Source organism: Micromonospora sp. NPDC049175, assembly GCF_043197345.1.
Classification (GTDB): domain Bacteria; phylum Actinomycetota; class Actinomycetes; order Mycobacteriales; family Micromonosporaceae; genus Micromonospora.
This window is the reverse complement of sequence record NZ_JBICSY010000011.1, coordinates 171572-192823: the sequence shown is the minus strand read 5'-3', so window position 1 is coordinate 192823 and position 21252 is coordinate 171572. Positions and strand designations below refer to the sequence as shown.

20 protein-coding genes are annotated in these 21252 nt (G+C 69.6%); 8 read left to right on the top strand and 12 right to left on the bottom strand.

Going from position 1 to position 21252, the window contains the following annotated elements:
• Nucleotides 1-127: 127 nt before the first annotated feature.
• The 6 genes from ACGFH8_RS31625 to ACGFH8_RS31600 form a co-directional block, all read right to left on the bottom strand.
• On the bottom strand, nt 128-1399 hold the full coding sequence (locus ACGFH8_RS31625) for an RNA polymerase sigma factor (RefSeq protein WP_393374454.1): 1272 nt from the start codon (nt 1397-1399) through the stop codon (nt 128-130).
• Between the two features lie 6 nt (nt 1400-1405).
• On the bottom strand, nt 1406-1807 hold the full coding sequence (locus ACGFH8_RS31620; protein ID WP_393374430.1) for a YciI family protein: 402 nt from the start codon (nt 1805-1807) through the stop codon (nt 1406-1408).
• A gap of 104 nt (nt 1808-1911) precedes the next feature.
• The gene (locus ACGFH8_RS31615) at nt 1912-4116 is read right to left on the bottom strand and encodes an alpha-galactosidase (RefSeq protein WP_393374428.1); all 2205 of its coding nucleotides are present in this window, start codon (nt 4114-4116) and stop codon (nt 1912-1914) included.
• Nucleotides 4113-4994, bottom strand: a complete 882-nt coding sequence (locus tag ACGFH8_RS31610; RefSeq protein WP_393374425.1) for a carbohydrate ABC transporter permease — start codon at nt 4992-4994, stop codon at nt 4113-4115. Before ACGFH8_RS31610 ends, ACGFH8_RS31615 begins: the two co-directional genes overlap by 4 nt.
• Nucleotides 4991-5947 (bottom strand): carbohydrate ABC transporter permease, encoded by a 957-nt coding sequence (locus ACGFH8_RS31605; RefSeq protein WP_393374422.1) that lies wholly within the window; start codon nt 5945-5947, stop codon nt 4991-4993. The genes ACGFH8_RS31610 and ACGFH8_RS31605 overlap by 4 nt, the downstream gene beginning before the upstream one ends.
• Nucleotides 5948-5968: 21 nt before the next feature.
• Complete coding sequence (locus tag ACGFH8_RS31600) at nt 5969-7297, bottom strand: ABC transporter substrate-binding protein (RefSeq protein ID WP_393374419.1); 1329 nt, start codon at nt 7295-7297, stop codon at nt 5969-5971.
• A gap of 287 nt (nt 7298-7584) precedes the next feature.
• On the opposite strand from ACGFH8_RS31600, the gene ACGFH8_RS31595 reads away from it, so the two are divergent.
• Together ACGFH8_RS31595 and ACGFH8_RS31590 are read left to right on the top strand one after the other, a co-directional pair.
• Nucleotides 7585-9588 (top strand): beta-galactosidase, encoded by a 2004-nt coding sequence (locus ACGFH8_RS31595; RefSeq protein ID WP_393374416.1) that lies wholly within the window; start codon nt 7585-7587, stop codon nt 9586-9588.
• A 36-nt stretch (nt 9589-9624) separates the two neighbouring features.
• Nucleotides 9625-10401, top strand: coding sequence for a DeoR/GlpR family DNA-binding transcription regulator (locus ACGFH8_RS31590; RefSeq protein WP_393374413.1), 777 nt, complete (start codon nt 9625-9627; stop codon nt 10399-10401).
• Between the two features lie 127 nt (nt 10402-10528).
• Here ACGFH8_RS31590 and ACGFH8_RS31585 read toward each other — a convergent pair whose 3' ends face one another.
• On the bottom strand, nt 10529-11050 hold the full coding sequence (locus ACGFH8_RS31585; RefSeq protein WP_393374410.1) for a hypothetical protein: 522 nt from the start codon (nt 11048-11050) through the stop codon (nt 10529-10531).
• 338 nt (nt 11051-11388) lie between these two features.
• On the opposite strand from ACGFH8_RS31585, the gene ACGFH8_RS31580 reads away from it, so the two are divergent.
• Nucleotides 11389-12114: an alpha/beta fold hydrolase gene (locus tag ACGFH8_RS31580; protein WP_393374407.1), complete on the top strand. Its 726-nt coding sequence runs from the start codon at nt 11389-11391 to the stop codon at nt 12112-12114.
• Between the two features lie 13 nt (nt 12115-12127).
• On the opposite strand, the gene ACGFH8_RS31575 is transcribed toward ACGFH8_RS31580, so the two are convergent.
• Together ACGFH8_RS31575 and ACGFH8_RS31570 are read right to left on the bottom strand one after the other, a co-directional pair.
• Nucleotides 12128-12364 carry a hypothetical protein gene (locus ACGFH8_RS31575; protein ID WP_393374451.1) on the bottom strand — a complete coding sequence of 79 codons (237 nt, stop codon included), beginning with the start codon at nt 12362-12364 and terminating at the stop codon, nt 12128-12130.
• 95 nt (nt 12365-12459) lie between these two features.
• Complete coding sequence (locus ACGFH8_RS31570) at nt 12460-12708, bottom strand: DivIVA domain-containing protein (RefSeq protein ID WP_393374406.1); 249 nt, start codon at nt 12706-12708, stop codon at nt 12460-12462.
• A 334-nt stretch (nt 12709-13042) separates the two neighbouring features.
• Here ACGFH8_RS31570 and ACGFH8_RS31565 point away from each other — a divergent pair, with 334 nt between their 5' ends.
• Nucleotides 13043-13912 carry a helix-turn-helix domain-containing protein gene (locus tag ACGFH8_RS31565; protein WP_393374403.1) on the top strand — a complete coding sequence of 290 codons (870 nt, stop codon included), beginning with the start codon at nt 13043-13045 and terminating at the stop codon, nt 13910-13912.
• Complete coding sequence (locus tag ACGFH8_RS31560) at nt 13909-14118, top strand: DUF397 domain-containing protein (RefSeq protein WP_393374401.1); 210 nt, start codon at nt 13909-13911, stop codon at nt 14116-14118. The genes ACGFH8_RS31565 and ACGFH8_RS31560 overlap by 4 nt, the downstream gene beginning before the upstream one ends.
• 45 nt (nt 14119-14163) lie before the next feature.
• On the opposite strand, the gene sigJ is transcribed toward ACGFH8_RS31560, so the two are convergent.
• Nucleotides 14164-15102, bottom strand: coding sequence for an RNA polymerase sigma factor SigJ (sigJ, locus tag ACGFH8_RS31555; RefSeq protein ID WP_393374398.1), 939 nt, complete (start codon nt 15100-15102; stop codon nt 14164-14166).
• Between the two features lie 151 nt (nt 15103-15253).
• On the opposite strand from sigJ, the gene ACGFH8_RS31550 reads away from it, so the two are divergent.
• The 3 genes from ACGFH8_RS31550 (at nt 15254) to ACGFH8_RS31540 (ending at nt 18585) form a co-directional block, all read left to right on the top strand.
• Nucleotides 15254-16354, top strand: a complete 1101-nt coding sequence (locus ACGFH8_RS31550; protein ID WP_393374396.1) for an LUD domain-containing protein — start codon at nt 15254-15256, stop codon at nt 16352-16354.
• A gap of 89 nt (nt 16355-16443) precedes the next feature.
• Nucleotides 16444-17487: a HEAT repeat domain-containing protein gene (locus ACGFH8_RS31545; protein WP_393374393.1), complete on the top strand. Its 1044-nt coding sequence runs from the start codon at nt 16444-16446 to the stop codon at nt 17485-17487.
• A 135-nt stretch (nt 17488-17622) separates the two neighbouring features.
• Nucleotides 17623-18585 carry a sporulation protein gene (locus tag ACGFH8_RS31540; RefSeq protein WP_393374390.1) on the top strand — a complete coding sequence of 321 codons (963 nt, stop codon included), beginning with the start codon at nt 17623-17625 and terminating at the stop codon, nt 18583-18585.
• 69 nt (nt 18586-18654) lie between these two features.
• Here the strand turns inward: ACGFH8_RS31540 and ACGFH8_RS31535 are convergent, their stop codons facing one another.
• Together ACGFH8_RS31535 and ACGFH8_RS31530 are read right to left on the bottom strand one after the other, a co-directional pair.
• A complete protein-coding gene (locus tag ACGFH8_RS31535; RefSeq protein WP_393374449.1) occupies nt 18655-18936 on the bottom strand; it encodes a hypothetical protein in 282 nt (93 codons plus the stop codon).
• A 272-nt stretch (nt 18937-19208) separates the two neighbouring features.
• Nucleotides 19209-21251 carry a glycerophosphodiester phosphodiesterase family protein gene (locus ACGFH8_RS31530; RefSeq protein ID WP_393374387.1) on the bottom strand — a complete coding sequence of 681 codons (2043 nt, stop codon included), beginning with the start codon at nt 21249-21251 and terminating at the stop codon, nt 19209-19211.
• Nucleotide 21252: the final 1 nt, after the last annotated feature.

The following is a 21252-nucleotide window of genomic DNA, read 5'->3' as shown; positions in this document are numbered from 1 at the left end:
AGGACTACATCACCCTCACCCGAACAACATGATCAACAACCCATGACACATCTATCGGGACTTCACCTTGACACATGTCTCGGGACAGCACAGTTCCGCGCTAACGGAAAGTGTCCAAGATTGCCAATTAGAGCGTGTCGTCACGGAGGTCGACGGGCTCGGCGGCGAGTCGCGCTGCCCGCATCGTCAGGTACCGCTGTTCGGGCAGGCTGCTCGTGCGCGCGGCGGCGGCCCGGTAGTCAATGATCGCCTGCTCCCGGTCGCCGGCCATCTCGTGCAGGTGGGCGCGGGCGGCGGGCAGCCGGTGGTGCCCGGCCAGTCGGGGGTCGTCGAGCAGCGCGTCGAGGGCGGCGAGGCCGGCCGCCGGTCCGTGCACCATGGCGGTCGCCACGGCGCGGTTGAGCGCCACCACCGGGCTGCCGACGAGCCGTTCCAGCACCTCGTAGAGCGCCAGGATCTGCGGCCAGTCGGTCTGCGAGGTGTTCGGCGCCTCGTCGTGCAGGGCGGCGATGGCGGCCTGCACCTGGTACGGGCCGACGGGCCCACGCGGCAGCGCACGGGTGACGAGTGCGATGCCCTCGGCGATCGCCGCCGTGTCCCAGCGGCTGCGGTCCTGGTCGGCAAGTGAGATCAGCTCTCCGGAGGGCCCGGTCCGCGCCGGGCCGCGCGCCTCGGTCAGCAGCATCAACGCCAGCAGCCCTGTCGATTCGCTGTCGTCGGGCAGCAGCGTGTGCAGTGCGCGGGTCAGCCGGATCGCCTCCGCCGCGAGGTCGATCCGGCGCAGGTCCGGGCCGGCGGTGCTGGTGTGGCCCTCGGTGAAGACCAGGTAGAGCACCTGCCGCACGCTGGCCAGCCGGTCGGCCCGCTCCGCCTCCTCCGGCATCCGGAACGGCAGCCCGGACGCGCGGATGCGCTGCTTGGCCCGGCTGATCCGTTGCGCCATTGTCGCCTCGGGCACCAGGAACGCGCGGGCGATCTCGGCGGTGCTCAGCCCGCCGACGGCCCGCAGGGTCAGCGCCACGGCCGACGTCGGGGCGAGCGCCGGATGGCAGCAGAGCATCAGCAGGACCAGCGTGTCGTCCCGCTCGGCGGTCAACTCCTCGTCCGCGGCGGGTGCGTACTGCCGGTCGTCGGGGTCGCGGCGGGCGACCAGGTCCTCCCGGCGACGCCGGGCCTGCTCACCGCGGACCAGCTCGATCATCCGGCGGTAACCGACCTGGATCAGCCAGCCGCGTGGGTTCGTCGGCAACCCCTCGGTCGGCCACTGGGTGGCGGCGGCCAGCAGCGCCTCCTGCACCGCGTCCTCGGCGGTGGCGAAGTCACCGAAACGACGGGCGAGCACGCCGAGGACCTGCGGCGCCAACTCGCGCAGCAGGTCCTCGATGCGGGGGTCGGTGATCAGCCGTCACAGCTCCTGGGGTGGGGCGGACATCACCGGGTGCACCTCGATCGGCATGTTCAGCGGACGGCCGCCGGGGCCGGGTGCGGTGGAGATGTACGCGGCCAGCTCCACCGCGCGCTGCGGGCTGTCACAGTCGACGATCCAGTAGCCGGCCAGGAACTCCTTCGTCTCCGCGAACGGCCCCTCGGTGACCACCGGCGCTCCGCCCTCGCCGGCGCGGACGATCCGGGCCTGCTGTGGGCCGCCGAGGCCCTGCGCGTCGACCCACTCTCCGGCGGCGGTGAGCTTGCCGTTGACCTCGCCCATGAACGCGATGTGCGCCCGGACCTCCTGCGGGGTCCAGGTGTCGATGCTCGGGAAGTCGGTCCCGGCGGCGCTGAACTGCATCAGCAGCATGTATTTCATGATTGGCCCCTCACGCCTGCGCACCCTCGTCGGTGCTCTCACCCTGAGGTAGAAACAGGCGAAGCCCTTCTCGACACTCCGACCGAAGATTTCGGAGAATCTTGTCAGACAACGGCGTCGACCTCCAGCACCAGGCTCTGCTCCGGGTGCAGGGCCGGCAGTTGCACGCCCACCCGGGTCAGCGCCGCCCCGCTGAGGGTGACACCGTTCGCCAGCCAGGCCGGCGCGGACCGCTCGATTGTCGCCGGGGCCGGCACGTCCGCCACCTGTCGCACCCGGTATCGCCGCCCGGGGTCGAGGCCGGGCAGTCGTACCGCGCCCGGAGTCTGCGTCACCGAGGTGCTCAGCCGCGCTATCGCGTACACCGCCCGGGTGTTGTCGTGATCGACCACGCCGTGGGCCCAGACGGCCGGGTCCGGGTGGTCGACCCGGACCACCCGCCCGGCGTGCAGCAGTGGGCGTAGCCGCTTGTGCAGTGCCACCCAGGCGGCCAACTCGGTCTGGTCGGCGGTGCTGATCGAGGTGATGTCCCACTCGATGCCGTGGTGGCCGAACAGCGCGGTCGCCGCCCGGAAGCCCAGGTCGTGGACGCGGTTCGTGGTGTGTGAGCGGTGCGGGCCGATGTGCGTGCCCATCAGCTCCGGCGGCAGCAGCAGCCCGGTCCAGCGTTGGATGCCGAGCCGTTCCAGGGCGTCGTTGCAGTCGCTGGCCCAGACCCGGTCGGTGCGGGCCAGGATGGCCAGGTCCACCCGGGCGCCGCCGGACGAGCAGCTTTCGATCTCCACGCCGGGATGCCGGCGGCGCACCTCGTCGAGCAGCCGGTAGACCGCGAGGGTCTGGCCGTGCACGCCGGGGCGGCCGTGGTGCCCGGCCTCGGTGAGGTCGCGGTTCTGGTCCCACTTGAGGTAGCTGATGCCGGGATGGTCGCGTAGCAGCGCGTCGAGGCGTTCCAGCAGGTAGTCGTAGGTTTCCGGGCGGCCCAGGTCGAGCGCCTGCTGGTTGCGCCACGCCGGGGGCAGCCGGCCCGGCACGGCGAGCAGCCAGTCCGGGTGCGCGCGGAACAGGTCGGAGTCGGGGTTGACCATCTCCGGCTCGACCCACAGACCGAACTCCAGGCCCCGGCCGGTCACGTGGTCGATGAGCGGTTGCAGGCCGTCGGGCCAGACGAACTCGTCGACGTACCAGTCACCGAGGCCGGCGGTGTCGTCGCGCCGGCCGCGGAACCAACCGTCGTCGAGCACGAACCGCTCCACGCCGATCTGCGCGGCCCGGTCGGCGAGGGCCCGCAGCCGGTCCAGGTCGTGGTCGAAGTAGACCGCCTCCCAGACGTTGAGGGTCACCGGTCGGGGGGAGCGCGGGTGCCCGGGTCGAGCCCGCAGGTGGGTGTGCAGCACGTCGCTGAGCCCGTCCAGCCCGGCGTCGGACCAGACCGCGTAGAGCAGGGGAGTGTCGTACGACTCGCCGGGGCCGAGCCGGATCTCGCCGGGGGCCAGCAGCTCGCCGCCGCCGAGGGTCGACTCGCCGGTGGGCCGACGCTCGGCGACTGTGACGTGGTCGCCGCTCCACGCGGTGTGCACCGCCCACACCTCGCCGTGGCCGAACCCGAACCCGGCGGTGCCGGCCACCAGCAGCAACGTGGCGTCGTGCCCGGTCCGGCCGTGCCGGCCCTCGCGGACCCAGGCGCCGTGCGGCCACGGGTGCCGCTGCGGCGACCGTTCCCGGCACCACCGGCCGGTCAGGTCGAGCAACTCGGTGGCGACCGCCGGCACCGGCAGTACCGGCGTCAGCTCCCGCAGCTCGTACGCCGTGTCGCCGTCGTTGCGCAGCCGGTGCCGGACGGTCAGCAGGCCGTGCGGGTCGAGCACGATCTCGCTGGTCAGGGTCAGCCCGGCGGCCGGGTCCGACGCCCGCACGGTCAGCCGCGCCGCGCCGGGCCCGTCGTGCCCACCGTCGGCCGGGAGTACGCCCACCGCCTCCCCACCCGCAGCCGGGTGCCCGGGGTCGGGGTCCTCGTGCAGGTCGAACCCGTCGAGGCGGAACGCGGTGGACCAGTCTCGTCCGTCGCGGTGCCCGGCCAGTCCGGGCCGGCCGCTCCACCCCGCGCTCGCTTCGGGCAGGAGGGACAGCGGAGGCGGCTGGTCGAAGCTGCTCGGCACGACCGGCGGCACCGTCGCCTCGGCGAGGTGGCGCAGGGCGTCGTCGTCGAGGTCGCCGACGTCGCCGCCCCAGTGCACGATCCGGGGCAGCCCCGGGCCGCGCGCGTCGAGCACCAGGCTGGTCCGCGCGCGGCGCAGGTGCAGGATTGTCATCCTTTGGAGGCTCCCAAGGTCAGGCCCCGGACGAAGTGCCGCTGGAGCATGAAGAAGATCACCAGGGTGGGTATCGCGACGAGCACGCTGCCCGCCGAGACCAGGTTGTTGTCGGTGAAGAACTCGCCGCGCAGGTTGTTGAGTGAGCTGGTGACCGGGAACTTGTCCCCGGTGCGCATCAGGACGGTGGCCCAGAAGAACTCGTTGTAGATCCAGGTCACCTCCAGGGTCGCCAGCGCCGCCAGGGCCGGTCGGCACAGTGGCATGGTGACCTGCCAGTACTGCCGCCAGATGCTGGCTCCGTCGACCATCGCCGCCTCGTACAGGTCGCGGGGCAGCGCCTTCATGTAGTTGCTGAGCACGAAGACGCAGAACCCGCACTGGAAGGCCACGTTGATCAGGATCAGCCCCCAGTAGCTGTCGTAGAGCAGCTCCGAGTCGCTCATGAACTCCGGCAGCGGCACCTCGGTGAACAGCCGGAACAGCGGGATGAGCAACGCCTGCTGGGGCAGCAGGTTGGCGGCGGTGAACACCCCGAGCAGGACGATGTTGAGCTTCCAGCTGAACCTGGCGATGACGAACGCCACGCAGGAGGCGAGGAAGAGCGTGAGCAGCACCGCCGGCACGGTGATGTACACCGAGTTGAGGAAGTGTTTGCCGAACTCCGCGGTCCGCCAGGCGGTGACGTAGTTGTCGAGGGTCCAGCCGCCGAACGACACGTACCCGTTTGCGGCGGTGTAGTCGTACGAGCGCAGCGAGGTCAGCACCGCCCAGGCGATCGGAAAGAGCCAGGCCAGCGAGACGACGATGAGGAAGCCGTGCAGCAGCAGCCGTAACGGGGTCAGCGTGCGCCGACGAACCCGAGTCTCCACGCTCATTCCCGGTTCTCCCTCATCACGGTCGCCAGGTAGATGGTGATGAAGACGAGCGAGACGACAAGCATGATCGTGGCCAGTGCCGAGCCGAAGCCGATCCGGCTCGCCTCACCCACCACGTTCTGGGTGACCAGCGCGGAGATCAGCTCCAGCCCGTTGCGGCCCTTGTTGACCACCCAGACCAGGTCGAACGCGCGCAGCGACTCGATCACCGTCACCACCAGCACGATGATGTTGATGGGCCGCATCACCGGGAACACCACCCGGAAGAACGCCCGGCTCTCCGAGGCGCCGTCGACCGCCGCCGCCTCCCGCAGCGAAGGGTCGACGCCCTTCAGCCCGGCCAGGTAGAGCAGCATGATGTACCCGACGTGCCGCCACCCGGAGGCGACCAGGACCGCCCAGATGTTGACGCTCGAATCGCCGTACCAGTCGATGCTGCTGCCGAACACGGCGTTGATCAGGCCCTGGTCGCGGGAGTAGAGCAGTTGCCAGACGAAGCCGATGAGCGCCAGCGAGAGCACCACCGGCAGGTAGAGCGCGGTCTGGTAGAAGCGGCTGCCGCGCAGCTCCTTGTCGAGCAGGACGGCCAGGAACATGCCGAACGGGGTGGCGATGACGAACAGGGCGGCCAGCCAGAGCAGGTTGTGCTGGATGGCCGGCACGAACGGCGGGTAGATGTTCACCACGTCGCTGTAGTTGCGCGCGCCGACGAACTCGATCTCGTTGAGGGGGCCGATGCCGTCCCAGTTGGTGCCGGACAGCAGCACGGTGGCCGCGGCTGGCATCCAGACGAGCCCGGTGACGAGCAGCAGCGGGACGAGCACCATCAGCGTGATGACCACGCGGTCGGTGCGGGACAGGAGCCGTAGCCGCCGGCGACGACCACCCGTGGAGGTGGTCGAGGCCGGCGGCGGCACGGCGCGATCCGCTTGGATCAGGGGCAGGTCGGACACGATGTCCTTCCCCTTCCGCCGTCAGTCGGTGAAGATCGACTTTTTCTGGTTCTCGATGGACGAGGTGAGCCCGTCGATGTCCTTGGGGTTCTTGATGAACTGCTGGATCGCCGGGATCATCACTGTGGACGCGAAGTCCGGTCGGGTGTCCCGGTCCAGGAACTGGGCGATCTCGGTAGCCGAGCCGACCAGCTCGGCGGCCTTCTTCTGCAACGCCGTGTAGCCGCTGGTGTCCGCGCTGGTGTTGGCGACCAGGGTGGTCGGGTCGCTCTTGACCGTGATGTCCCCGGCGGTCTTGCCGCCGAAATACTCCATCAGCTTGCGGGCGTTGTCCTCGTTCTTGGGCTTGCGGGCCATCATGTAGCCGTCGATGGGCGCGTCCAGGGCCTTCGCGCCGATCGACGGGTCGATCTCGGGGAAGGTGAAGAAGTCGAGGTCGCTCTGCTCCTCGTTGCTGAACTGCTGGCCGACGAAGAGGCCGAGCAGGTACATGCCGCTCTTCTTCTGCTGCAACGACTGCGCGGCTTCCTGCCAGGTGCGGCCGAGGCTGTCCGGCTGGTGCAGGGGGAGCAGACCGGCCCAGGTGTCGAACACCTTCTTGACCTTGTCGGAGGTCCAGGCCTCCTTGCCGGCCATCAGGTCCACGTGGAACTGGTAGCCGTTGATCCGCAGGTTGAGGATGTCGAAGGTGCCCATCGCGGGCCAGCCGTCCTTGTCGGCGAAGGCGATGGGGGTGAGGCCGTCCTTCTTCATCTGCGCGCCGAGCGCGGTGAACTGATCCAGGGTGGTCGGCACCTGGTAGCCGTGCTGCTGCCAGACCGACTTGCGGTAGAACACCGCCCAGGGGTAGTAGGACGCGGGCACGAAGTACTGCTTGCCGTCGTCGCCGGTGGAGGCCTTCTTGAAGGCGTCGGAGTAGCCGGAGATCTTGCCCCACACGTCGCTGATGTCGCTGGCCAGGCCCTTCTGGGCGAAGAAGCGCATCCGGTAGCCGGCGAACCAGGTGAAGACGTCGTCCGGCTTGCCCTGTAGGTAGTTGTTGATGTTCTCCTGGAACGTGTTGTGGTCGACGGTGTTCACCGCGACCTGCACGCCGGACGCGGTCTTGAACCCGTCGGTGACCTTGACGAGGACGTCCTTCGGCTTCGGGTCGGACTGGTTGGAGCCGAGCGACACGTCCTTGCTGGACCCGCCGGAGCCGGAGTCGTCGCCGCATCCGGCGAGGAGGCCGGTGCCGAGCAGGGCGCCCGTGCCAGCCGCGCCAGCCAGCAGGGATCGTCGGTTGATGCCGGCGACGGAGGGTGGTACGAGCCGAGCGAGGTACTCGGCCTGGGATCGGGGACGGGACATCTGTGCCTCCTGCGGATGAAGAGGTGCTACGCGCCAGGGCCGTCAGAGGTGGGGGTGGTGGGAGGTACGTCGACGTGATCGACCACTGGGATCCACCGAGAATCCACATTGGTCAACACGATCGGCCAGTGGGGCCTCAAGTTACCCCTCAGTCAGGCGCTGTCAAGGGGGCAGTTCACCTTCGATAACCCAGTTGTGATACGCGGGTAACCCGGTAAACGTTGGAAAACGGATCGATGTTGGAACCTGTTGACTTCGACACCGCGCGAGGTGCACCCTCTGCTCTCATGCGGCGATGGCAGGGTGACAGCATCTATTTCGGCGGCGACTACAACCCCGAGCAGTGGCCTGAGGAGACCTGGCCCGAGGACGTCGAGTTGATGCGCCGGGCCGGGGTCAACCTGGTCTCGGTCGGCATCTTCTCCTGGGCCCTGCTGGAGCCCACCCCGGGCCGTTTCGAGTTCGGTTGGCTGGACCGGGCGCTGGACCTCCTGCACGACGGCGGGATCCAGGTCGACCTGGCCACCGCCACCGCCAGCCCGCCGCCGTGGCTGGCCCGGGCGCACCCGGAGACGCTGCCCCGACAGGCCGACGGCACGATCCTCTGGCCGGGTGGCCGCCAGGCGTACTGCCCCAGCTCGCCCATCTTCCGCGAGCGGTCGCTGGAGGTGGTGCGGGCGGTCGCCGGCCGGTACGCCGAACACCCCGCCGTGGTGATGTGGCACGTCTCCAACGAGCTGGGCTGCCACAACGCGCACTGCTACTGCGACGTCAGCGCCGAGGCGTTCCGCCGGTGGCTGCGGGAACGCTACGGCGACCTGGCCCGGCTCAACGACGCCTGGGGCACCGCGTTCTGGAGTCAGCACTACGGCGACTGGGCCGAGATCAACCCGCCGCGCACGGTGACGGCCTTCGCCAACCCCACGCAGCAGCTCGACTTCCTGCGCTTCTCCTCCGACGAGCTGCGCGCCCAACTGCGCGCCGAACGCGAGGTCCTGAAGACACTGGTCCGCCAGCCGATCACCACCAACTTCATGATCGGCATGGGCGTCAAGCACATGGACTACCAGTCCTGGGCCGACGACGTGGACCTGGTGTCCAACGACCACTACCTGACCGCCGCCGACCCGCAGGCGCACCTCGGTCTGTCGCTGGCCGCCGACCACACCCGGGGCGTCGCCGGCGGCGATCCGTGGCTGCTGATGGAGCACTCCACAAGTGCGGTCCAGTGGCAGCCCCGCAACGTGGCCAAGCTGCCCGGCCAACTGCGCCGCAACAGTCTGGCGCACGTCGCCCGCGGCGCCGACGGCGTGCTGTTCTTCCAGTGGCGGGCCTCCCGGGCCGGCGCCGAGAAGTTCCACTCCGCGCTGGTGCCGCACGCCGGGCCGGACACCAAGGTGTTCCGCGAGGTCTGCCAACTCGGCGCCGACCTCAAGGCCCTCGCCGAGGTACGCGGCAGTCGGGTGGACGCCGACGTGGCCATCCTGTTCGACTGGGAGGCGTGGTGGGGAGTGGAGCTGGATTCCCACCCCAGCGCCGACATCACCTACGACGACCGACTGAACGCCCTCTACCGGGCCCTGTGGCGGGCCGGCGTGACCGCCGACGTCGTCCACCCGTCGGCCGACCTCAGCGGCTACCGGCTTGTCGTGGTGCCAACCCTCTACCTGGTCCGGGACGCCGACGTCGCCGCACTGCACCGCCACGTCGTGGGTGGCGGCACCGCGGCGGTCACCTACTTCAGCGGCATCGTCGACCCCAACGACCACATCCGCCTCGGTGGCTACCCCGGCGCGTTCCGGGAGCTGCTCGGCGTACGGACCGAGGAGTTCTTCCCCCTGCGCGAGGGCGAGCAGGTCCGCCTCGACGACGGCAGCACCGCCGACGTGTGGACCGAGTGGCTGCACCCGGACGGCGCGGAGGTGCTCGCGTCGTACACCGACGGGCCCTTGCCGGGCGTGCCGGCGCTGACCCGGCACCGCGTCGGCGACGGCGCCGCCTGGTATGTCGGCACCCGGTTGGACGACGCGGCCACCGACCGGCTGGTCGCCCGGCTCCTCGACGAGGCCGGCGTGCGCCCGCCGGTGCCGGCGCCGCCCGGCGTGGAGGTGGTACGCCGGCGCGACGGCGAGCGCACCTGGCTGTTCGTCCTCAACCACACCGAGGCGGAGATCCGGCTCCCGGCGCGCGGCACCGATCTGTTGACCGGTGCGCAATGCTCCGGTGAGCTGATGGTGCCGGCCGGTGCGGTGGCGGTCGTCCGCGAGGATCGGACCGACGATCCGGCCTGAACCTCGGCGACGGTACGCACGAAGGAGAATCCCCAGATGCTCGCCCAACAGCGGCAGACCGCCATCCTCGATCTGATCCGCCAACGCGGCGGCGTACGGGTGAGCCACCTGGTCAGCCGGTTCGGCGTGTCCGACATGACGATCCGCCGCGACCTGGAGGCGCTGGCCGAGCGCGGCCTGGTGGACAAGGTGCACGGCGGCGCGACACTCGCCGGGCCGGGTTCGGCCGAGGAGCCCGGCTTCGCCGCGAAGTCGATCCGCCAGCAGGCGGAGAAGCGTGCGATCGCCGAGCGGGCGGCGACGATGGTGGAGCCGGGGATGGCGATCGCGCTCTCCGCCGGCACCACCACCGCCGCGCTTGCCACCCTGCTCTCCGACGTGCGGGGGCTGACCGTGGTGACCAACTCGATCCCGGTGGCCGACGCGCTCTACCAGGACCCGCGCGGCGACCAGACGGTCGTGTTGACCGGCGGCATCCGCACTCCGTCGGACGCGTTGACCGGGCCGGTGGCCGAGGCGGCGATCAGCGCGCTCAACGTCGACCTGCTCTTCCTCGGCGTGCACGGGATCAGCCCGCGTACCGGATTCACCACCCCCAACCTGCTGGAGGCCGGTGTCAACAGGTGCCTGATCGGCGCCGCCCGCCGGCTCGTGGTGCTCGCCGACCACACCAAGTGGGAGACCATCGGCATCGCCACCATCGCCCCACTGGAGGCCGCCGACGTCCTCATCACCGACCGTGGGCTGCCACCCGAGGCACGCACCACGATCGGCGAACAGGTGGGCGAGCTGGTCATCGTCGAGCCCGACTAGACGTCCAACGTCGCGCGTGCCCAACCTTGATCGACTCGGCCTCCTGAAAACCGGGGCGTCCCGGCCACCCGGACACCGCACTATCCAGAAACCCGAGTCGACCATGCGGCAGCGCGTGAGGCGTGCCTCAGAGCATGAACAGCAGCGTCTGGTGTTCCACGTCCAGGAACACCACCCGGCCGCCTGGCGACGGCGGGGTCTCGTCGTAGGCCTGGCTGTGCAGCCACCGGGGCTCGGTCGGAAGGAATGATACGAGGCTCGGCCAAACACCCGCAGGTGTGCGCGAGTGCGGCAACTCAGCCGGCTTGTCGGCAGCGAACGGCACGAACTCGAACTGCGCTGCCAACGTGCGCGCATCCTGGGGACGCAGGACGGCGACGCCCTGATGCTCCCAGTCCGTTGGGCCGGGGACCAGGGAACACGGGTTGCCCAAGGCGCGCGCCTGCCAGTGAATCTCCGAATATTCACCGATGTTTGGCAGGTCCTCCGGCGGATCCCACCGGCTGGTTCGGACCTTCGCCTCGTCGGCCTTCAGTGACTCCCGGCATCCACGCGTCTCGACCACGACTGTCGTGACGCATCCGATTACCACCAGCAGCCCGACCGCCGCAGCGAGCATGGCTGCCCGTGCCCGTCGCCTCGTCTTCATCGTCCACGATGGTAGAAGTCGATCTAGGGATCGTCTACGGGCGAGCAGGCCTCGTCGTGGTCGGCCCGCCGCAGACAGCGGCGGCGATCGGGCATGACCCGGTCGCAGAAGGCCCAATGGTGTACGTGCTGCGCGTCCTCCGCCGAGACCGTGATGCCGGTGACATCGACCCGTGGCCGAACGGGCATTACGTGGTCACCTATCGGTAGTGGGCCACCTGTGGATCCGGCGAGACTACCTTCAAGCGGGTGGTTCTCGGCCGCGCACAGCGCCCGACCGAACCGCCTGACGTCGGGGCGGCGTGCCTCGACGCCTCGGCTTGAGACAGGGAGAAACACATGGCGACGTTTGTCCTCGTGCCCGGCGCCTGGAAGGGCGCCTGGGCGTTCGAGGCGGTGATTCCGCTGTTGGAGCGTGCCGGTCATGCCGTTCACGCCCTGACCCTGACCGGTCTGCGGCCGGACGACGACAAGGAGACCGTCGCGACCGCCAACCTCGACACGCACGCCGACGACGTGTTGCGGCTGCTCGATCGCGCCCACCTCACGAACGTGACCCTGGTCGGCCACAGCTACGCCGGGATGGTGATCACCGCCGCCGCGGACCGCGCCGGTGGCCGGATCTCCCGGCTGGTTCACCTCGACGCCTACGTCCCGCGCGACGGCGAGTCGTGCTGGTCGTCGACCAGCGAGCACTTCCGGGACGTGTTCGTTGCCGGTGCCGCATCCACCGGCTACGCCGTCGACCCGCCGGGTGACGGCGACCCCCGCCGCCGTCCCCACCCCCTCGGCTCGTTCCTGCAAACGGTTCGGCTCACGGGCACGCTCGCCCAGGTCCCGCGCCGCGAGTTCGTCTACTGCTCCGGATGGGAGGACCGCACGCCGTTCGCGCACCTCCGTGCCCGACTCGAAGGCGATCCCGACTGGCAGATCCACGATGTCCCGACCGGCCACGACGCCATGCACGAGGCGCCGGAGACCGTCGCCGCCGTGCTGCTCGACGAGCGCGTCGCGAGTGAGTCGGCGCACAGCCGACGGCAGGCTCGTGAGGCTGGGGCGGAATGACGGACCCGCCGCTCTAGGGGTCGTCGTTGGGCACGCAGACTCCGGTGTGGTCGGCCGGCCGCGCACACCGGCGTCGATCGGGCATGATCCGGTCGCAGAAAACCCAATGTCGTACGTCCTGCGCGTCTTCGGCCGAGACGGTGGTGCCGACGACGTCGACCTGTGGCATCGGCGCCAGCGACCGGGCGAGGGTACGGGCCATCTCCAGCGCTCCGGCCAGGTCGGGAACCGCCACCGGCAGGTGGATCACGTGTCGGGGCGGCGGTTCGGACGACTCGGTGAACGCCAGCACGGCGGCCCGAGGCAGCGGCACGAAGATCCCAGCGGGCGGCTCGTACGGCGGGATCACGGCCGACGCCTCTCGGGCCCGGTGCCGTGCCAGGCACGCAGTGCCCGCTTCACCCGGGCGTTCTCCGCGCTGAGCAGCGCCAGATCCTGGTGCAGCACGGTCAGGTCGAGCGCGACCCGGTGCAGGAACCTCCGTACCTCTGCGGGATCGAGGCCCCGCCGGCCGAAGCCGACGGTGGCGAACTGACGGTCGCGGACGTGCCGCGGATGCAGTCGGCCGCCGTCGTAGAGCGAGCTTCTGGTCATCGTCCACCTCTCGTCGTCGTCGACGGGTGAGTCAGGGTCGCGAGGGCGCCCAATTTCGTGGTAGGTATTCGTTCAAGTCGGTTCGGAGCCGGGATTCGCACATCCCGACGCTCTAGTGGAGACCCGACGAGAGCCCGGTATGCGACTGCCACTCGCGAGGCCGTCTCTCGTCACCTTCTCGGCTGTTGGCGCAGCCGCGGTTGCCGTGTTTGCACCGGGCTTCCCCGGGGGCCGGCGATCACCCTCACCCGAAGGCCACGTTTCCAGTGGTCTCGGCATTGGTGCAACGACACCAACAAAGTTCGTCATGAGGGACGGCTAAGGAAGGGAACCCATGCCCGGCAGGCGTGAATCATTCGTCCAGACATTGCGTGCCCAGTGGCTCGGCCAGCAGATGCGACAGTTGCGGGAACAGCGCGGCATCACCCTCAAACAGGCGGCCGAGTTCCTGGAGCGGGACTTCTCGTCCATCGCCCGTTGGGAGCGTGCCGAGTGGCCGCTCCGCCGGGAAGTCGTCGTGACGCTGCTCGATCTCTACGGCGAGCATGACGGGCGTGAGCGGAGCCGCTTCATCCAGCTTGCCGAAGATGCCTGGCGGACCGACCGGTGGGACGACGACTACGACGAGTTGGTGGACGCCTCTTTCATCGACTTTCCCTGGTTGGAGACCAGGGCAGAGCACATCTGCTCGTGGGACGCGTTCCTCATGCCGGGCCTCATGCAGACCACGGCCTATGCGGAAGCGGTGATCCGCAACGCGGAGGGGGAGCAGGCAACGGATTTCTCGGTCGGCAAGTGGCTGCAATTGAGGATCGACCGTCAGCGTGTGCTCACACGGGAGCCACCCGTCCGCGTAGCGGCAATCATCGACGAAGCTGTTCTTCGGCGACCAGTCGGAAGCCCTGCCGTGATGCGCGGCCAACTCCAACACCTCGCGGAGGTGATGCGACGACAGCACATCGACGTCCGCGTATTGCCATCGCAGGTCGGCCTGCATGCCGGACTTGATGGCTCGTTCGTGCTCTTCCGGATGCCCAAGCCCTATCCCGACGTCGCCTACGCCGAGACTCTGGGCGGGCGTCGGTTCATGGAATCTCCGAAGTCGAAACGCTACGCGCTCGCGTACCATCGCCTCCAGGATGTCGCGCTCGATCAGCGCGAGGCGGCCAAGCTGATCGCGAAGATCACGGAGGAACTGCCATGAACGACGCCTTGCCGGCCGTGGCCTGGCACATCAGCACTCGGAGCAACAGCAACGGCGGCAGTTGTGTCGAGGCAGGGCCCGTCCTGGACGGTTCTAGTCGAGTGGCGGTACGGGACAGCAAGGATCGCGCTGCGGCAACCCTCGTCTATCCCTCCGCTGGATGGACCGCGTTCGTCCTCGGTGTCAAGGACGGCGAGTTCGGCTAGGTTCCGTCTCGTAGATCTTGGTGCTGGTCGCGATCCGATCGCACCTCAGCTGAGCCGCCAGGCTCGGAGCTTATCGGGGTTACGCACCGCCCAGATGTGCCTGATCCGGTCGTGCGCGATCTCGAACGCGAACACGGTCGCGACGGTGTCGTCCTGCTGCGCCAACAAGCCGGGCAAGCCGTTGACCATGCACTCCACGAAAGTCGTGCGATCGCCCGCCACACGCGCGATCTCGGCGTAGGCGCGGGCGATCTGCTCCCCGCCCACGATCGGCTGCAGGTGGGTGACGGCGAGCCCGCCGCCGTCGGCGGTCGCGGTGGCGTGGGGGTCGAGCAGACTGATCAGGGCGTCGATGTCCTTGGCTTCCCACGCCGTCTTGAACTGCCTGACGATGCTGGCCTGCCCGGCACTCGGGCCCGTCGGGGTCTGCGCGGTGCGGACGCGACGGCGGGCGGACGAGGCCAGTTGGCGGCACGCCGCCGGAGTGCGGCCGACGATCTCGGCGACCTCGCCGAAGGGGTAGCGGAAGACGTCGTGCAGGACGAACGCGACGCGTTCGGCCGGGGTCATCGAGTCGAGGACGACCAGGAAGGCCATCGTCACGGACTCGTCGAGGGTGACCCGATCGGCCGGATCGTTTCCGCCGACGTCGGAGCGCCCGGTGATCCACTCCGAGGGCTCGGGCAGCGGTTCCGGGATCCAGTCGCCCACGTACGTCTCCCGCCTCGCACGCGCCGAGCCGAGCAGGTTCAGGCAGATGCGGCTGGCGACCGTCATTAGCCAGGCGCCGGGCGACTCGATGGCCTGCTGCTCCCGCGCGGACATGGCGTACCAGCGGGCGTAGGTCTCCTGCACGACGTCCTCGGCGTCGGCAAGGGACCCGACGAGTCGATAGGCGAGGTTGATCAACTGGCGCCGCTCGCTCATGATCGCGCTGAGGCCCGGATCGCTGTGCTCGTCGCCGGGCTCGACTCTGGTGGTCATGGTCTGGCCGTCTCCCTCGCTCGCTTCGGTGCCTCTACCCGTTACGACAAGACAGCGCACCGGAAGGTGAGGCCGAAGCGCCACCTCACATTCCGAAGGGCTGCGTTGTCGTACCGGTGAGGCCGACAACATGGCGGAAGAGGGGACTCTGATGAACGAATTCCAGGCCATCGCGGACCGGGTCGAGATCGAGGCACTGCGCGGCGAGTTCACCGACTCGGCGATGATGCGCGATCGGCCCCGCCTGGCGTCGCTGTTCACCCTGGACGGCGCCCTGCGCATGCCCAACATCCCCGTCGAGCTGGTCGGCCGTGCGGCGATCCGTGCCGGGGGTGAGCGGCTGCAGAGCCAGTGGGACTTCTTCGTTCAGACCACACACCCCGGCACGATCCTGCTGGACGGCGACACCGCGACCGGCCGCGCCTACATCCAGGAACTCGCGCGCACCCTCGACGGACGGCAGGGTCTGAACTACGCCGTCTACCACGACCGCTACCAGCGCACCGTGGAGGGCTGGAAGTTCGCCGAGCGGGTGTACGAGGTCAGGTACCTCGACACCTCCCCGCTGGCGGGCTCGGCACCCCACGCCGCGCAGGACTCCGGGACCGACTTGGCAGATGCCACGGCCACCACGGCTCCGACCTTGTCCTTCGTCGACCCGGCATCGGCCGAACGACTGGAGCGGGTGGCCGCTGCGCTGCGTGCCAACGGCTTCGCCGCCGAGATCCTCGACGATGCCGCCGCCGCGCGCGCCCGCGTCAAGGATTTGGTCCCCGAGGGTGCCAGCGTGCTCACCGGATCCAGCGAAACCCTCCGACTGTCCGGCATCGACGAGGACATCAACGCCCATGGCCGGTACGACGCCATCAGGCCGCGCGTCCTGGCCATCGACCGTGCCACCGGCGCCGACGAGATCCGAAGGCTTGTCGCTACCCCGGACTTCGTCGTCAACAGTGTCGCCGCGGTCACCGAGACCGGTTCGCTCGTCCTTGCCTCGGGCAGTGGCAGTCAACTCCCTGCCAACGCGGGCGGTGCCACCCACGCGGTGTGGATCGTCGGCGCGCAGAAGGTGGTTCCTGACCTGAGCGCAGCGCTGCGCCGCGTCGAGGAGCACGCCTTACCGCTGGAGAACGTCCGCGCCCAGGCGGCGTACGGGGTGCCCAGCGCCATCAACCGGCTGCTCATCCTCAACGCGGAACCTCGCCCTGGGCGCGGCACCGTGCTGCTTCTCCGCGAGGCCATCGGATACTGACCGAGCCCACGCCCCACTCGCCAGCAGCGGTGCGGGCACTGCCGACTCGTGCTGGTGCGGCCCACCGACTCGCGTGACACCATTCGCCGGTGGAATCACACGAGGCGGCGGAGTTGTTCGACCAAGCGGTGGAACAGCTCCGCCGCGTCGTCGACTCGGGCGGTCCCGGCGACTCCGACGACGACGGGTCCGATCTGCTTCGACACGCGGCCGGGTCGGGCGCTGTCGCCGTGCGGTTGGCGCTCGCGCACCTGGCCGACGCCGACCGTGTGGTGCGCGCGGCGGCGTGCGACCTGCTCGGCTTCGCGAGTGACGTGCACGGGGACGACCTGCGCAGCGACGCCGCAACCGCCCTGATCGCGTTGGCCGACACCGAGGTCGATCCTGAGGTGCACTGGTCGATCGCCCGCGCCCTGGGCGCCACCTGCGATCCCCGTGCCCTGCCCACCCTGGTCGCCCTCGCCGGCAGCCCCGACAAGGATGTGCGGTTCCAGGTCGCGGCCGCGCTGCCGATGGTGCTGATCGACGATCACCCTCCCGAGGACGGTGTGGCTGCGCTGATCGTCCTGAGCGCCGACGCCGACCCCGAGGTGCGCGAGTGGGCGACCTTCGGCCTCGGCTGGTTGAGCACCGCGGACGGGGACGCCGTCCGGCGGGCGCTGTGGGACCGTACCCGCGACACCGACGACGAGGTACGCGCGGAGGGCGCCCGAGGGTTGGCGCGGCGGCGGGACGCGCGGGCAGTTCCCCTGGTACGCGACCTGCTCGCGTGGGAGGGGGTGCACACGTTCACCTTCCAGGCCGCCGCGTACCTGGCGGACGCGTCGCTGTTGCCGCTGCTGGACGGGTTCGATCCCACCGCGGACGGTGTCGTCGATGCCCTGCGGGAGTGTGACCCGGTGCGCCGTGGCGAGCGCGACGAGTCGGCGTGGCAGGTCCTGGAGACCGTGCACCAGCTCCGCCCCGATCTGCGGGTCGCGATCTTCGGCGAGCGGTGCGACCTCGGCCTGTACCTCGACATCGACGACGGGTCCGACATCTCCGGCCACTGGTTCCTGGACGGGTTGCTCAACCGAGCCGGAGACGATCCGGTCCGTGCGGCCGAGCTGGCGATCGCCGATCTCCACCGCTGACCGACCCCGGGCTCACGGAAGTCGGGGTGTCCTCGCGGGCGCTTCACAGCCATCTCACAGGGGTGCTGGATAAGGTGCCGCTCGAGTCAACGTCCGACTCCAGCCTGGAGCGGTCGGCGTCGCACAGGAGTTCCGATGGTCTTCAAGAAGATGTTGAGCGCGTTCGGTGTGGGTGGTCCCAGTGTGGACACGGTGCTGACCAACCCCAACACCCGGCCCGGCCTGACCCTCGACGGGCAGGTGAACCTCGTCGGTGGCGACGCTGAGGCGGCCATCGAGCAGGTGGTGATCGGTCTGGTGACCCGGGTCGAGGTCGAGGGGCACGACGCCGAATACTCCGGCACCCTGGAGTTTCACCGGATGGCGGTCAGCGGCGCGTTCCTGCTCGCCCCCAAGCAGCAGCTCTCGATCCCGTTCCAGCTCCCGGTGCCGTGGGAGACCCCGATCACCGACGTGTACGGCCAGCGCCTCCACGGGATGACGATGGGCCTGCGTACCGAGCTCTCGATCGCCCGCGCGGTCGACAAGAGCGACCTGGACCAGGTGGCGGTGCACCCGCTGCCGGTGCACGAGCGGATCCTGGAGGCGTTCCAGCGGCTCGGTTTCCGGTTCAAGCACGCCGACCTGGAGCGCGGTCACATTCGGGGCGTCCAGCAGACGCTGCCGTTCTACCAGGAGATCGAGTTCTTCGCCGCTCCGCAGTACGCGGGCACGATCAACGAGGTCGAGCTGACCTTCGTGACCAGCCAGCGCGGCGTCGAGGTCATCCTGGAGTGCGACAAACGGGGTGGCTTCCTCAGCGCCGGGCACGACGCGTTCGGTCGCTTCCAGGTGGCGCACACCGACGTCGACCGGGTGGACTGGGCGCAGGTCGTCGACGGCTGGTTGCGCGAGACCACGTCCCGCTACGGCAACCTGCGGTCCCAGTACGGCCCGAGCCACGGTCACGGTCGTGGCCGTGGGCACGGGATGGGCGGCATGGTGGCCGGGGCGGCGCTCGGTGTCGCGGGCGGCATGGTCGCCGGCGAGATGATCGAGGACGCGTTCGAGGGTGATTTCGGCGGCGACTTCGGTGGTGACTTCGGCGGCGACGAGTAGCCCTGCCCCACACGACGACAGTGGCCTCCGGGAGATTCTCCCGGAGGCCACTGCTTCACGCGTGAGTCGTCAGTGCTTCTTGCGCTCGCGGCCGGAACGACGTGCGGAGCCGGCCTTCGACAAACCACGGCTGACCAGGTATCCACCGGTCAGGATGGTCAGGAACAGCCACGCCTGGTTCGGGTTGTTGATGTTCAACCCGTTGGCGGTGGTGCCCTTCCAGAACGCGGCGATCACCACGAGCGCGACCGCGGCGGCGTAGACCCAGAATTCCGTCGTCAGGAACGCCTGCTTGGTCTCCGTGCCCGGCGACGGCATCGGGTCCCGATGCCCGTCCCGCATGGACGGCATCTGCTGGGTCGGCATGTCCCGCATCGACGCGGGATTCTGCGGGTCGTTCATGGGCCGGTTCATCGGCCGGGTGGAAGCAGCCTGCGTGCTCATCTGGTCCTCCTCAGGATGCGATGAGTCGTACCTGCATTCCCTCGCCCCGCTACCGCGTGTCGGCCACGGCACGGTTCGCTTTCGTGGCGGGGACACCCCCCGACTACCCGAGGCCCCCGAGCAGGTAACACCGATCGCCGGCCGGAAAAATCCGGCCGGCGATCGGGTGGACGACCGGGTCAGCGCAGGCCGTTGCGCCTGGCCACGCTCACCAGAAGGTCCGGGTCGTCGGTGATCATGCCGTCGACACCGAGGTCGATGACCCGCTGCATCACCGTCGCGTCATCGACGGTGTAGGGGATCACCTTCAGCCCGTCGCGCTTCTGGAGGGTCCGTACGTCCGGTCCGTGGAAGTATGCCGGGTTCTCCCGCAGGTACCAGTCCGCCGAGGCGACGGTGCCCTGCTTCGGGTCGTGCACCTGCCAGTTGGCCGACACCGTGCCCGCGCCGGCGGCCCGGGTCAGCTTGCCGAGATCCTGGTACTTCCACCAGTCCAGTCCACCGGTCCACGGGCTGCGCACCGACGGGTTGCCGTAGACCGCTTCCAGCGAGCACTCGTCGGCGAGGGTCGCGCACTCGGCCGGGCCGTACTGCCAGACCAGCGCGACCGTGCCGATGCGGCGGTCGAGCTGTCGCGCGTAGGTGATGGTGCGCCAGTCGAACGACTGGATGGTGGCCCGGTTGGTGAAGCCGGCGCGCTGGATGGCGTCGACGAGCTTGCGGGTGAAGCCGCGGTAAGGCTCGGTGTCGTTCACCACCGGGCTGATCTTCGTCTCGATGTTCATTCCGATGTCGCTGCGGCCACTGGCCTTCACCAGGGCGAAGACCTCGTCCAGGGTCGGGATCCGGGCACCCGGCGCGGGCACCTGCGCGGGCAGCTCGGGCAGCGTCTTCGTACCGCAGTCGACGGTCTTGAGCTGCGCCAGCGTCAGCTCGTGCACCGGCTTGCCCACGTACGGGAACTTCGGGTCACCGCGGCGCACCGGCTTGGTGTCGACGCAGTGTGACCCGTTGACGGTGCGGTCGTGCAGCACCACGAGCGTGCCGTCGGCGGTCACGCCGGTGTCCAGTTCCAGGGTGGAGATGGCCCGGTTGGACAGCGCGTTGGAGAAGGCCGGCAGGGTGTTCTCCGGCCGGGTGGCCCGACCGCCCCGGTGCGCCTGGATGTCGAACGGCGCCGCGTACGCCTTGGGCAGCCGGTAGCCGCGCTGCGCCAGCACACCCCGCAGCCGGTCCGGGTAGTCGGTGATCATGCCGTCCACGCCGTCGTCGATCAGCTTGTTCATGGTCGGCACGTCGTCGACGGTCCACGGGATCACCTTGATCCCGTAGCGGTGCGCCCGGGCGACCATCTCCTTCGTGACGTACGGCTGGTAGCCCGGGTCGGTGACCGTGCCGTTCTGCGGCATGCCGTGCACCGGCGAGAAGGCGCTGGCGCCGAAGCTGCGGATCGCCCTGATCGGGTCGCCACCGAAGTCGTCGATGTCCAGCCCGCCCAGCCACGGCGAGGCGCCCGGCTGTCCGGTCTGCAGGAAGTCGTAGTTGGTCAGGGCGACAAGCGGGAGCTCCGGCTCGACCTGACGCATGCGCATCAGCGCACCCCAGTCGAAACTCTGGATGGTGACCTGCTTGAGCAGCCCGGCGGCACGGACCTCGGCCGCGGTGACCCGGACGAACTGGTCGCGGGGCGCGGTCTCGGTCGGCGCGCCGGCCTCCACCTTGGTCTCGACGTTGAGCGTCACGTCCTTCGCCCGGTAACGGTTGACCAGGGCGAAGACCTCACGCAGCAGCGGCATCCGGGCGCCCGGGACGGCGAGCTGGCCGGGCTTGTCCGGCAGCGTCTTCGTGCCGCAGTCGAGCGAGCGCACCTGGGCCACGCTCAGCGTGTTGACGTACTTGCCGACGTACGGGAACTCCGGGTCGCCGGGCGTCACCGGGGCGGTGTCGACGCACTTGGCGCCACTGATCTTCCGGTCGTGGGTGACGACGGCCTGCCCGTCCTCGGTGATCTGCACGTCCAGTTCGAGGGTGCTCACCCCGAGTTGGAGGGCGTTGCCGAAGGACGCGAGGGTGTTCTCCACCCGCAACCCGAGGCCGCCGCGGTGGGCCTGCACGTCGAATGTCCGGTCCGGTCGCGGCTTCGCCTGGGCGGGCACCGCGAGCCCGGTCGTCACCGTCGCGGCCACCAGGGCCGCGACGGCGGTACGGCGTACTGTGCGCACG

Bases quoted from the DNA above. Each gene is read 5' to 3' on its own strand.
- ACGFH8_RS31615 (WP_393374428.1), bottom strand. From the start codon at position 4,116: ATGACAATCCTGCACCTGCGCCGCGCGCGGACCAGCCTGGTGCTCGAC.
- ACGFH8_RS31610 (WP_393374425.1), bottom strand. From the start codon at position 4,994: ATGAGCGTGGAGACTCGGGTTCGTCGGCGCACGCTGACCCCGTTACGG.
- ACGFH8_RS31565 (WP_393374403.1), top strand. From the start codon at position 13,043: ATGCCCGGCAGGCGTGAATCATTCGTCCAGACATTGCGTGCCCAGTGG.
- ACGFH8_RS31585 (WP_393374410.1), bottom strand. From the start codon at position 11,050: ATGAAGACGAGGCGACGGGCACGGGCAGCCATGCTCGCTGCGGCGGTC.
- ACGFH8_RS31550 (WP_393374396.1), top strand. From the start codon at position 15,254: ATGAACGAATTCCAGGCCATCGCGGACCGGGTCGAGATCGAGGCACTG.
- ACGFH8_RS31620 (WP_393374430.1), bottom strand. From the start codon at position 1,807: ATGAAATACATGCTGCTGATGCAGTTCAGCGCCGCCGGGACCGACTTC.
- ACGFH8_RS31535 (WP_393374449.1), bottom strand. From the start codon at position 18,936: ATGCCGTCCATGCGGGACGGGCATCGGGACCCGATGCCGTCGCCGGGC.
- ACGFH8_RS31595 (WP_393374416.1), top strand. From the start codon at position 7,585: ATGCGGCGATGGCAGGGTGACAGCATCTATTTCGGCGGCGACTACAAC.
- ACGFH8_RS31540 (WP_393374390.1), top strand. From the start codon at position 17,623: ATGGTCTTCAAGAAGATGTTGAGCGCGTTCGGTGTGGGTGGTCCCAGT.
- ACGFH8_RS31590 (WP_393374413.1), top strand. From the start codon at position 9,625: ATGCTCGCCCAACAGCGGCAGACCGCCATCCTCGATCTGATCCGCCAA.
- ACGFH8_RS31560 (WP_393374401.1), top strand. From the start codon at position 13,909: ATGAACGACGCCTTGCCGGCCGTGGCCTGGCACATCAGCACTCGGAGC.
- ACGFH8_RS31580 (WP_393374407.1), top strand. From the start codon at position 11,389: ATGGCGACGTTTGTCCTCGTGCCCGGCGCCTGGAAGGGCGCCTGGGCG.
- sigJ (WP_393374398.1), bottom strand. From the start codon at position 15,102: ATGACCACCAGAGTCGAGCCCGGCGACGAGCACAGCGATCCGGGCCTC.
- ACGFH8_RS31570 (WP_393374406.1), bottom strand. From the start codon at position 12,708: ATGACCAGAAGCTCGCTCTACGACGGCGGCCGACTGCATCCGCGGCAC.
- ACGFH8_RS31600 (WP_393374419.1), bottom strand. From the start codon at position 7,297: ATGTCCCGTCCCCGATCCCAGGCCGAGTACCTCGCTCGGCTCGTACCA.